The 11576-nt window shown below is 63.4% G+C and carries 12 protein-coding genes; 10 read left to right on the top strand and 2 right to left on the bottom strand.

Translation table 11 applies throughout. The features are described from left to right. The first annotated feature begins 4 nt into the window (after positions 1-4). The gene (locus M1L53_RS25095) at positions 5-1543 is read left to right on the top strand and encodes an FAD-binding protein (RefSeq protein ID WP_054187424.1); all 1539 of its coding nucleotides are present in this window, start codon (positions 5-7) and stop codon (positions 1541-1543) included. 28 nt (positions 1544-1571) lie between these two features. On the opposite strand, the gene M1L53_RS25090 is transcribed toward M1L53_RS25095, so the two are convergent. Then, the gene (locus M1L53_RS25090) at positions 1572-2081 is read right to left on the bottom strand and encodes a MarR family winged helix-turn-helix transcriptional regulator (RefSeq protein ID WP_039973005.1); all 510 of its coding nucleotides are present in this window, start codon (positions 2079-2081) and stop codon (positions 1572-1574) included. A 174-nt stretch (positions 2082-2255) separates the two neighbouring features. Between M1L53_RS25090 and M1L53_RS25085 the strand changes: the two genes are divergently transcribed. Then, the gene (locus tag M1L53_RS25085) at positions 2256-3038 is read left to right on the top strand and encodes a dioxygenase (protein WP_054187423.1); all 783 of its coding nucleotides are present in this window, start codon (positions 2256-2258) and stop codon (positions 3036-3038) included. Positions 3039-3077: 39 nt separating this feature from the next. On the opposite strand, the gene M1L53_RS25080 is transcribed toward M1L53_RS25085, so the two are convergent. After that, the gene (locus M1L53_RS25080; RefSeq protein WP_030536758.1) at positions 3078-3536 is read right to left on the bottom strand and encodes a peroxiredoxin; all 459 of its coding nucleotides are present in this window, start codon (positions 3534-3536) and stop codon (positions 3078-3080) included. Positions 3537-3593: 57 nt separating this feature from the next. On the opposite strand from M1L53_RS25080, the gene M1L53_RS25075 reads away from it, so the two are divergent. From M1L53_RS25075 to M1L53_RS25040, 8 genes are all read left to right on the top strand, one after another. Next, positions 3594-5180, top strand: a complete 1587-nt coding sequence (locus tag M1L53_RS25075) for an anthranilate synthase component I (RefSeq protein WP_054187422.1) — start codon at positions 3594-3596, stop codon at positions 5178-5180. Next, a complete protein-coding gene (locus M1L53_RS25070) occupies positions 5177-5881 on the top strand; it encodes a TIGR02234 family membrane protein (protein ID WP_054187421.1) in 705 nt (234 codons plus the stop codon). Before M1L53_RS25075 ends, M1L53_RS25070 begins: the two co-directional genes overlap by 4 nt. A 125-nt stretch (positions 5882-6006) precedes the next feature. Then, positions 6007-6816 (top strand): indole-3-glycerol phosphate synthase TrpC, encoded by an 810-nt coding sequence (trpC, locus tag M1L53_RS25065; protein WP_003944016.1) that lies wholly within the window; start codon positions 6007-6009, stop codon positions 6814-6816. A gap of 74 nt (positions 6817-6890) precedes the next feature. Continuing rightward, on the top strand, positions 6891-8240 hold the full coding sequence (gene trpB / locus M1L53_RS25060; protein ID WP_007728699.1) for a tryptophan synthase subunit beta: 1350 nt from the start codon (positions 6891-6893) through the stop codon (positions 8238-8240). Then, complete coding sequence (trpA, locus tag M1L53_RS25055; protein ID WP_003944010.1) at positions 8237-9040, top strand: tryptophan synthase subunit alpha; 804 nt, start codon at positions 8237-8239, stop codon at positions 9038-9040. The genes trpB and trpA overlap by 4 nt, the downstream gene beginning before the upstream one ends. Further along, on the top strand, positions 9037-10110 hold the full coding sequence (gene lgt, locus M1L53_RS25050) for a prolipoprotein diacylglyceryl transferase (protein ID WP_180279703.1): 1074 nt from the start codon (positions 9037-9039) through the stop codon (positions 10108-10110). The genes trpA and lgt overlap by 4 nt, the downstream gene beginning before the upstream one ends. Further along, positions 10107-10532, top strand: coding sequence for a TM2 domain-containing protein (locus tag M1L53_RS25045; protein ID WP_030536756.1), 426 nt, complete (start codon positions 10107-10109; stop codon positions 10530-10532). Before lgt ends, M1L53_RS25045 begins: the two co-directional genes overlap by 4 nt. Before the next feature lie 126 nt (positions 10533-10658). Continuing rightward, entirely contained in the window at positions 10659-11486 is an 828-nt protein-coding gene (locus tag M1L53_RS25040) for a TM2 domain-containing protein (protein ID WP_007728705.1), read from the top strand. Positions 11487-11576: the final 90 nt, after the last annotated feature.

Raw genomic sequence — 11576 nt, 5'->3', positions numbered from 1 at the left:
GATTATGACGAAGTGGGACGAGACGTGCGACGTACTCGCTGTGGGGTCAGGCGGTGGACTCACCGGCGCGTACACGGCAGCCCGCGAAGGCCTCGACGTCATTGTGATCGAAGCGACCGACAGGTATGGCGGAACAACGGCGTACTCGGGCGGCGGCGGGATGTGGTTCCCGTGCAACGCCGTTCTTCGTCGGGGCGGGGACGACGACACCATCGAGGATGCGCTGGAGTACTACCGATCAGTGGTGGGTGATCGTACGCCCGCCGACGTTCAGGAAGCCTACGTTCGAGGTGGCGCCGGGTTGATCGACTACCTCGAAGAGGACTCGAACTTCGAGTTCCAGATACTGCCGTGGCCCGACTACTTCGGTGAAGAGCCCAAGGCTCGAGCGAGCGGACGGCACATTGTTCCCAAGCCGATGAACGCGAACAAGCTTGGTGCGCTTCGTGATTCGCTTCGTTCGCCGCTGGCGACGGAACGTCTGGGGGAGAAGTTGCCGAAGTACCTCGTCGGCGGCCAGTCGTTGATCGGTCGATTCCTGTTGGCTCTTGCGGAACTCCCGAACGCCACCATGGACCTGAAGACCACTCTCGAGGAACTGGTTGTCGAGGACGGAGTGGTGGTCGGAGCCGTCGTCGACCGAGATGGTCGGCGTCGAACCATTCAGGCACGCAGAGGAGTGATCCTCGCCGCCGGTGGATTCGAGCAGAACGAGACCATGCGTGCCGAATTCGGTGTCCCCGGATCCGCTCTCGACACGATGGGCTGCCCCGGCAACCTCGGGAAGGCGCACCAGGCGGCGGTCGCCGCGGGTGCCGACACCGACCTGATGGGCGAGGCCTGGTGGTCGCCGGGACTCACCCATCCAGATGGGCGCTCCGCGTTTGCGCTGTGGTTCACCGGCGGAATCTTCGTGGACGACGACGGTCGTCGATTCGTCAACGAATCAGCGCCGTACGACCGCTTGGGTCGCGCCGTCATCGAACACATGCGGGCAGGGAAAGTAACCACGCCGTACTGGATGATCTACGACAACAGAGAAGGCGCAGTGCCGCCGGTGAAGGCGCCCAACGTACCCATGGCCCAGACGGAGCAGTATGTGGCTGCGGGGTTGTGGAAGAGTGCACAGACACTCGAAGACCTCGCTGCCCAGATCGATGTTCCCGCAGCGGAACTGGTGGAGACCGTGAAGCGATTCAACGCGTTTGCGGCGACTGGCGTCGACACGGACTTCGGTCGAGGAGACACTGCGTACGACCGCGCCTTCTCCGAGGGGGCTTCGCCGCTCGTACCGATCGACCAAGGGCCGTTTCACGCTGCCGCGTTCGACATCTCCGACCTCGGGACCAAAGGTGGTCTACGCACCGACGCGACCGGGAGGGTGCTCAAAGCCGACGGTACGGCGATTGCCGGGTTGTACGCGGCGGGGAACACGATGGCAGCGGCCAGCGGGACTACGTACCCCGGCGGTGGAAACCCGATCGGAGCGAGCATGCTGTTCAGTCACTTGGCTGCTCTCGACCTCGCGAAGCTGCCGTCTTGATCATCAGTCGCTCGTCTCGGGGATGTGGTCAGGCCTTGCCGAGTCCGGCGGCGATTCCCTTGTCCAGTTGGGTGAGCATTGCTGTACCCAACGACGAAAGCTGGGCGACCTGGCGATCGTCGAGGCCCTCGAAGAGGAGACCTTGAACTGAGGCGACGTGCGGCGGTGCGGCCGCGACCACCTTTGCCATTCCCTCGTCGGTGAGCACTGCGTTGGAGCCGCGGCTGCCACGAATGACTTCCCGTTTCACCCAGCCGGCCTTCTCCATCTTCGTGATCACGTGCGAGAGGCGGGACAGGGACGCGTTCGCGCGCTGGGCCAGTACCGACAACTGGAGCTTGTGCTCGGGGGCGTCCGAGAGTGCCGCGAGTACGAAGTATTCGAAGTGTGTGAGTGCCGAATCGCGTTGTAGTTGAGTGTCGAGTGCGGCAGGCAACCGTGTCACGAGAGCGATCAGTGTCAGCCATGCTTCTTGCTGCTCGGCTGTGAGCCACTTCGTCTGAGACTGCGCGTCGGGCTGCGCGGTCGGTTCACTCATCGGTGACTTCTCCTTCGGGTCGAGCATTCTTCGTGCACGGAGCGTGCTTGTGTACAGCGTCTCAGACGCATGTCCAGAAGAATCCTGCGGGGAATAGTTGCGGGACGCAAGTGTTGAGTTCTATATTAGGTTGAACCTTCAACTTACGACGAATGTCTATCCCGAGGAGTCCGTATGTCCACCACAACCATGCCTGCGCTGTATCTCAGCCACGGTGCTCCGCCGCTGGTGGACAGCGCGTTGTGGGTCGACCAGTTGGGGGCGTGGGCCGGCGATCTTCCGCGGCCGACGGCAATCCTCGTCGTATCGGCGCACTGGGAATCAGCACCGCTGACGATCGGATCGACGACCACGGGCACCCCGCTCATCTACGACTTCGGTGGTTTTCCCGAGAGGTTCTACCGCGCGAAGTACAACTCTCCCGGCGCTCCGGAACTCGCCGCCCAGGTTGCCGCGTTGATGCCGGACAACGAACGCGTGGTTCAGCAGCCGAATCGAGGCCTGGATCACGGTGCCTACGTGCCGCTCACGGTGATGTACCCGGACGCAGACATCCCGGTACTGCAAATTTCGCTGCCAACCCTCGATCCCGAGCGTTTGCTCCATCTCGGACAGCGCCTACGGCCACTCCGTGAGCAAGGTGTACTGATCGTGGGATCCGGATTCACCACGCACGGGCTACCGTTCCTGCGCGATCCGTCACCGGAGGCGCAGGCCCCGGGATGGTCGGCGGAATTCGACGTGTGGGCAGGGGAGAGGTTCGCTGCCGGTGACGTCGATTCCTTGATCGACTTCCGCGCTCAAGCTCCCGGGATGCCGTACGCGCATCCGACCATCGAGCACTTCGCCCCGTTGTTCGTCACGCTCGGTGCGTCGTCCGATCCGGAACAGGTGCCCACCCAGGTGATCGACGGATTCTGGATGGGGCTTGCGAAGCGCTCGATTCAGGTCACATAGAGGGTTTAAATCGCGCAGAGAATCAGGTGCCCAGGCACGTCAGCTTCGATTGCGAAGGAACTCGAGCGCCTGGTCTCCGTGGGTGTTGGCGCGTAGTTCACTCGAGATGACTTTGAGGACGGTGCGGTCGGTGTCGATCACGAAGGTCGAGCGTTTGACCGGAGCCAACTTGCCCAGGAGTCCGCGCTTGACGCCGAACTGTTCGGCTACCTTGCCCTCGGTGTCGGCGAGTAGGGGGTAGTCGAAGGATTGTGCGGTGGCAAAGGTGGACTGAGCTTCGACCGTATCGGTGCTGATGCCCGCTCGCGAAGCGCCCACCGCGGCGAATTCGCTGCCGAGGTCACGGAAGTGGCACGCCTCGGCGGTGCACACCGGCGTCGAGGCTGCCGGGTAGAAGAAGAGGACCAAGGGTCCGTTCTCGAGCAGGCTCGTCAGCGAGCGCGGAGTCCCGTCCTGGTCGGGCAGTGAGAAATCGGGAGCGAGTTGGCCTGGTTTCATTCGGCCGAGGTTACCCGCGCACGACGGCCACATGGGGGAGCCTGGGATGATGGAGCCATGCACGGCGAGCCCACCTCCATGTCCGCACGGTCATCCGACACCGCGATCGTCGGTGACGCGTCCGATTCCACCACGACCCGGGAGCAGTTCCGAGCTCTCGCAGCTGATCACCGGGTCGTTCCGGTCACTCGGAAAGTGTTGGCGGACTCCGAAACTCCGCTCTCGGCGTACGAGAAGTTGGCCGGCAATCGTCCCGGCACCTTCTTGCTCGAGTCGGCCGAGAACGGTCGTTCGTGGTCGCGGTGGTCGTTCATCGGCGTCGGGAGTCCGGCTGCACTGACCGTCGTGGACGGAGAGGCGGCCTGGTACGGCAACGTTCCGGCCGGCGCTCCGGCCGGCGGCGACCCGATCGACGCGCTCGGTGCCACCCTCGAGCTGCTTCGTTCGGAGCGGCTGCCCGACCTGCCCCCGCTGACCGGCGGAATGGTCGGATTCCTCGGCTACGACGCGGTGCGGCGCCTCGAGAGATTGGGTGACTCCGCGGTCGACGACCTGCAGATCCCCGAAATGGTCATGCTGCTTGCCGCCGACATCGCCGCAGTCGATCACCACGAAGGGGCGATCACCCTCATCGCCAATGCCGTCAACTGGGACGGCACGGACGAGCGCGTCGACACGGCGTACGACGACGCAGTCGCCAGGTTGGACGCGATGACTCGTGCTCTCGCGGCGCCGGCGAAATCGACGGTGTCGACATTTTCGAAAGCGACTCCGAACTACCGTCGTCAGCGCACCACCGAGAGCTTCGGTGTCGATGTCGACAAGTTGATCGGCGACATCGAAGCGGGCGAGGCATTCCAGGTAGTTCTCTCGCAGCGATTCGAGATCGATTGCACTGCAGCACCGATCGACGTGTACCGGATGCTGCGAGCGTCGAACCCCAGCCCGTACATGTATCTGCTCAACGTGCCGAACGGTGATGGAGAGACGGCGTTTTCGATCGTCGGTTCGAGCCCTGAGGCACTGGTAACCGTCGCCGAGGGCGTCGCGACAACACACCCGATCGCTGGAACCAGATGGCGCGGTGCCACAGAGGAGGACGACATCCTGCTCGAGAAGGACCTCCTCGCCGACGAGAAGGAAAACTCCGAGCACCTCATGCTCGTCGATCTGGGGCGAAACGATCTGGGTCGTGTCTGTCGCCCGGGCACGGTGAAGGTGCACGACTACCGGCACATCGAGCGGTACAGCCACGTGATGCATCTCGTATCGACGGTCACCGGACATCTGGCCGAGGGAAAGCACGCTCTCGACGCCGTCACCGCATGCTTCCCCGCTGGAACCCTCTCGGGGGCGCCCAAGGTCCGTGCGATGCAGCTGATCGAAGAACTGGAACCGACCAGGCGCGGTATCTACGGCGGCATCGTCGGCTACCTCGACTTCGCCGGCGACGCCGACACCGCGATCGCGATCCGAACGGCATTGATCAAGGACGGGATCGGATACGTCCAGGCGGGCGCCGGCGTCGTCGCCGACTCGGATCCGGTCTACGAGGACACCGAGGCCCGCAACAAGGCGATGGCAGTGCTGAGCGCGATTGCGTCGGCGCACACCCTGCGCACCATCGGAGGTGACGATCAGTGAGTGAGAACGAGTCGAGTGCAGCGGAGCCTACAAGCGCTTCTCGTGGCACCGCCGTGCCGAGAACGCTTCTGCTGGCGTTGTCGGCAGCAGCTCTGTGGGGCAGCTCACGAATGACGTGGGTTCATCTGACCTCGAGCGACGGCAAGACGCTGGAGAGGACGACGGATCTCGACGGCAGCACCTGGGCGGCGGCGATGACTCCGCTCGCGCTCGCGCTTCTGGCGGCGATCGCGGCGTCGTTTGCGGTGCGAGGTTGGGCACTTCGGGTAGTCGGACTGTTGGTTGCCCTCGTCGCCGTCGCGGTAGCGGTTCCGGCAGTGCAGTTGTTGGTGTCCGGAGCCTCTGCGGACCGAGCGGTGGACTTGGCCGAGTTGTCCGGTCACCCGGAAGATCTCTCGACGACTGTTTCGGTATTGCCTGCCTTGCTTGCGTTGGTCGGAGCGGTGGCGGCGCTCGGCGCGGCGGTACTTCTGATGCGCAAACCTCCAGTGCGAGGCGGGTTGTCGTCGAAATACGACAACCCTGCCGCGCGCCGCGAGGCCGCAGCCAAGCTCGGTCAGGGAGACAAACCCGCATCGGACGAGCCTGTGACACAACGGATGTTGTGGGATGCGCTCGACGCCGGAGAGGACCCGACAGCGACTGACGGGGACGACGGAGTTGGGGGAGACAACGGCGCGAAACCGGGGTCGTCCCACTGAGTAAGACTGAACCCTCACCTGCGTGGGTACCCCGACGGAGTAGCAAAATTTCGTCCCACTAGGCTGAGACCACCCTGATGACGTATCTCACATCGGGCTCTTGCCCAGAAAGGATTCGGGCCACGATGACCGTACTCGACTCGATTCTCGACGGGGTGCGCGCTGATGTCGCCGCCCGCGAAGCCGTACTCGACTTCGCTGCAGTCAAGGCTGCTGCGGCCGCTGCACCGCCTGCACTCGATGCTGCAGCAGCACTTCTGGAATCGAGCATCGGCGTCATCGCCGAGGTCAAGCGAGCGAGCCCGTCAAAGGGTGCGTTGGCCGACATTGCCGATCCCGCTGAGCTTGCCGCGGCGTACCAAGCCGGTGGCGCACGCATCATCAGTGTTCTCACCGAAGAGCGCCGTTTTCACGGCTCGTTGGCCGACCTGGACGCAGTCCGTAAAGCGGTCACCATTCCGGTGCTCCGCAAGGACTTCATCGTGGGGCCGTACCAGATTCACGAGGCTCGCGCTCACGGCGCCGACGTCATCTTGCTGATCGTCGCGGCACTCGAGCAGCAGGCGCTCGCCTCGTTGATCGATCGCACCGAATCTCTGGGAATGACTGCCCTCGTCGAGGTGCACACGGAGGAAGAAGCCAACCGCGCGCTCGAAGCCGGCGCCAAGGTGATCGGTGTGAACGCCCGCAATCTCAAGACTCTCGAGGTGGACAAGAACACCTTCGGTCGCATCGCTCCCGGTCTTCCGACCGAGACGATCAAGATTGCCGAGTCCGGTGTTCGCGGAACTGCCGATCTGTTGGCGTACGCCGGGGCGGGCGCCGACGCAGTGCTCGTCGGTGAAGGCCTCGTGACCAGCGGCGACCCTCGCAAGGCCGTCGCAGATCTGGTCAATGCAGGTGCGCACCCGTCCTGCCCCAAACCGTCTCGATAAATCGCTTCACCCGCCCGGCGTGCTTTGATGCACCCGGGCGGTGACCAGCGACACCGTTGGGGCAGACTGGTGGGGTGACTTCACGTACTCAGGAACCAGGCTCCGGTGCAATATTCAAGGGCGGCAATCTGCCGCCGGCCAGCGCGGGACTCACCGAGCGCTCCCACGATCCCGACGCCGGAGGCCATTTCGGCGTCTACGGCGGACGGCATGTGCCGGAAGCCCTCATGGCGGTTATCGACGAAGTCACTGCGGAGTACGAAAAGGCTCGAGCGGACGACACGTTCTTGAACGAACTCGACCGCTTGCAGCGCGATTACACCGGGCGCCCGTCGCCGATTTTCGAGGCAACGCGAATGAGCGAGTTCGCCGGCGGTGCGCGCATCCTTCTCAAGCGTGAAGATCTGAACCACACCGGTTCTCACAAGATCAACAACGTTCTCGGTCAGGTTCTGCTGGCAAAGCGTATGGGCAAGACCCGCATCATCGCCGAGACCGGAGCGGGCCAGCACGGTGTGGCATCGGCCACCGCCTGTGCACTGCTCGGTCTCGAGTGCGTCATCTACATGGGTGCTGTCGACACCGAACGTCAAGCACTGAACGTCGCACGCATGCGCCTGCTCGGCGCGGAGGTCGTTTCGGTCGAGACCGGTTCGCGCACGCTCAAGGACGCGATCAACGAAGCCTTGCGCGACTGGGTTTCCCACGCGGACAACACCTATTACTGCTTCGGTACCGCGGCAGGCCCGCACCCGTTCCCCACCATCGTTCGGGACTTCCAGCGAGTGGTCGGCCTCGAAACACGCGTCCAGGTTCAGGCACTGACCGGCCGCCTGCCCGATGCAGTCACAGCCTGCGTCGGAGGCGGCTCCAACGCAATCGGAATCTTCCACCCGTTCATCGACGATCTGTCGGTACGGCTGGTTGGCTACGAAGCGGCCGGCGACGGTGTCGAAACCGGAAGGCATGCAGCAACGTTCGCCGGCGGTACCCCTGGCGCATTCCAGGGTGCCTACTCGTACCTGCTCCAGGACGAAGACGGTCAGACCATCGAATCGCACTCGATCTCTGCTGGTCTGGACTACCCGGGCGTCGGACCCGAGCACGCTTACCTGAGCGATATCGGGCGCGCGACCTACGAACCCGTCACCGACAGTGAAGCCATGGATGCGCTGCTGCTGCTCTCACGCCGCGAGGGCATCATCCCGGCCATCGAATCGGCCCACGCCGTCGCCGGCGCACTCCGACTGGGCAAAGAACTCGGTGAGGGCGCGATCATCGTCGTCAATCTCTCCGGTCGCGGTGACAAGGACATGGACACCGCCGCAAGCTGGTTCGGTCTTTTCGACGGCGCCTCAGGTCAGGCAGCCGCTCCGGATGATGCAGCAGACGAGAACGACAACACGGAAGGCTCGGACAAGTGAGCGAACGACCATCACGCCTCGCACCCACCTTTGCCGCGTGCAAGGCTGACAAGCGTGCCGCCCTCGTCGGTTACCTGCCTGCCGGTTATCCGACCGTTCCCGAATCGATCGACGTGTTCAAGGCGATGGTCGACGGCGGCTGCGACATCATCGAAGTCGGTGTCGCGTATTCCGATCCGGTCATGGACGGTCCGACCATCCAGCGTGCAGCCGAAACTGCACTCACCAACGGCGTTCGCCTTCGCGACATCTTCACCGTGATCGAGCAGATCAGTTCGGTCGGCGGCAAGGCCGTCGTGATGACGTACTGGAACCCGGTACTGCAGTACGGCGTCGACAAGTTCGCACGAGACCTCGCTTCCGCCGGCGGGCTCGGACTGATCACCCCCAACCTCATTCCGGAAGAAGCCGGCGCCTGGATGGAAGCATCCGAGGAGCACCACCTCGACCGGATCTTCCTTGTCGCTCCGTCCTCGACGGAAGAACGACTCGCGATGACACTCGATGCGAGTAGTGGATTCATCTACGCGGCCTCGACGATGGGTGTCACCGGCGCTCGCGACGCCGTGTCTTCGATGGCTCCGGAACTGACCGCACGAATCCGCGCGCATTCCGACATTCCCGTCGGCGTCGGATTGGGAGTTCGCTCCGGCGCACAGGCTGCCGAAATCGCGGCATACGCCGATGCCGTCATCGTCGGCTCGGCTCTGGTCTCCGCGGTCGAGAACGGCCTGGGAGCGGTTCGCTCGCTCACCGAAGAACTCGCCGAGGGCGTCCGCTCGGCTACCGTGGCGTCGTGACCTCAACTGTGGACCTGCTGGCCTATATCCCCAGCCCGCCCCAAGGCGTCTGGTACGTCGGACCGGTGGCGCTTCGCGCCTACGCGCTCTTCATCATCCTCGGCATCATCGTCGCGATCGTGTGGGGAGATCGTCGTTGGGTCGCCCGCGGCGGCGAGAAGGGGACCGTTCTCGACATCGCGATCTGGGCCGTTCCCTTCGGTCTGATCGGTGGCAGGCTCTACCACGTTTTGACCGACTGGCCCGCCTATTTCGGCGAGAACGGTCAGCCACTCGACGCACTCAAGGTGTGGCAGGGAGGCCTCGGAATCTGGGGAGCAGTGTTCCTCGGCGGCATCGGTGCGTGGATCGGCTGCCGTCGACGCGGCATTCCGGTGTCCGCGCTCGGTGATGCGATTGCGCCCGGAATCTTGCTCGCGCAGGCCATCGGTCGTATCGGCAACTACTTCAACCAGGAGTTGTACGGTCGCGAGACCACCGTCCCGTGGGGCCTCGAGATCTTCGAGCGTGTGAACTCTTCCGGCCAGCTCGATCAACTGGCAGGTGTCTCCAACGGAGAAGTCATTCGGGTCGTTCACCCGACGTTCCTCTACGAAGCTGTGTGGAACGTCCTGATCGTGATCCTGCTGGTCCTCGTCGACCGCCGATTCAAGATCGGCCACGGACGTCTGTTTGCTCTGTACGTCGCGGGCTATTGCCTGGGCCGGTTCGTCGTCGAACTGATGCGCGACGATTTCGCCTATGAGATCGCCGGCATTCGCGTCAACACATTCACTTCGGGGATCGTGTTCTTCGCCGCACTGGCCTACTTCTTCCTGGCGAAGAAGGGTCGTGAGGATCCGGCTGATTTGAAGTCGAAGGACTACGTCGCTGCGGTAGCTGCCGGCGAAGCAGGAGTCGCGGCGCCAGTTACCGAAACTGATTCGGCGAAGGCCGACGCGAAAGTCGCCGACGCTGAAGATTCTGAATCCGATGCTGCTGAATCCGCTTCCAGTGAGGCAAGCGCCTCCACGGCAGCGTCGGATGAGTCGTCGGACGCGGTGAAGCTGTCGAAGAAAGACAAGCCGTGACAGGTCCCTATTCGCAGGGGGGATTCCCCGAGGATCAGGGACCGGTCTACGGCGCGCCCAATCCGTACGGATATCAGCAGCCATTGCCGCCTCCATCGATGTACGGGTTCGGAGATCCCTACGCCCCGTACGGTCGGCACCCGGTAACCGGGGAACCGTATTCCGACAAGTCGAAGGCCACCGCTGGACTGTTGCAGATCTTGCTGGGCTTCTTCGGAATCTGTGGAGTCGGGCGCCTCTATATCGGAAGTGTCGGCATCGGATTGTGCCAACTGCTCGGCATGTTCTTCGCGCTGTTCATGTCGGCGTTCCTCATCGGAATTCCATTTGCGATCGGAATCTGGATCTGGGCGTTCGTCGACGGCATCGTGATACTTTCGGGCAATGCGCGGGACGGTGCTCGCCGGCCATTGCGAGGATGAGTCGCGAGCGCGAACCGAGGAAACATGTGTGGGGGACTGGCCTCGAGAAGGTCGAACCTTCTCGAAGTCCGATAACAAAAGCTATTACGTACCGTCGTCGAATCGAAGGAAAGTACGTTGCCTAACTTGAACAAGAATCCGGAACCTTCCGAGTCGGGGGACTCGTCTGGATCACAGCCGCCGGTTCCACCGCAGTTCGGGTCGCCGTTCGACTACGACGCGACGGCGGATGCGTCGTTGACGGAAACCTCGGCACCCACCGAAAAGACGCCGTCGACGGAGACCACCGGCACCGGTCCAGGCTGGGACACGTATTCGGGAGTCGGAAACGGTCCGGGGTGGGGAAACCACCCCATCTACCCGCCGCCGACCGGAACCGAATCGACCACAGCGTTTCCCGCTGCCGATTCTGATTCCACCCCGAATCAGCCGACAGCGCCGTACACGTCGCAGGAAAGCTACGCCGCTCAGAACTATCCGGCGACCGACTATCCGGCGCCGGACTACTCGAGGCCGACCCAAACCCCGACGGACGGTCCCGTCTACGGTGCACCGGCAGATCAGACTCCGAATCCCTACGCGGCTCCGCCGCAGGGCTACCCCCAGCCGGGATACTCACAGCCGGGTTACGGTCAGCCTCAGGGGTACCCACAAGCTCAGGGTTATCCTCAGCCTGGCTACGGCCTGGTCGACCCGTCCGCACCATACGGACGTGACCCGATGACCGGTGAACCGTACTCGGACAAGTCGAAGACGACTGCCGGATTGCTGGGCATTCTGCTCGGCGGATTCGGTGCAGGACGTTTTTATCTCAACCAGCCCGGCATGGCTGTCGCACAGATCGCGGTCACTTGGTTGACGTGTGGAATCGGTGGCATCTGGCCGCTCATCGACGGAATCATGATGTTGACCGGCAGTGTGCGCGATCAGTACAACCGCCCTTTGCGTAGCTGATCGAAACGACCCTCGGCAAGTGTGACCCCCTGATGCCTCGGTATCAGGGGGTCACCGTTTTGCTCTCGCGACCTGCGGTTATGGGCTGAT

The sequence above is a fragment of the Rhodococcus sp. T9N genome, from assembly GCF_024436645.1.
GTDB lineage: Bacteria > Actinomycetota > Actinomycetes > Mycobacteriales > Mycobacteriaceae > Rhodococcus_F > Rhodococcus_F qingshengii.
The sequence above is the reverse complement of the archived record's forward strand: the minus strand, read 5'-3'. Positions and strand labels throughout refer to the sequence as shown.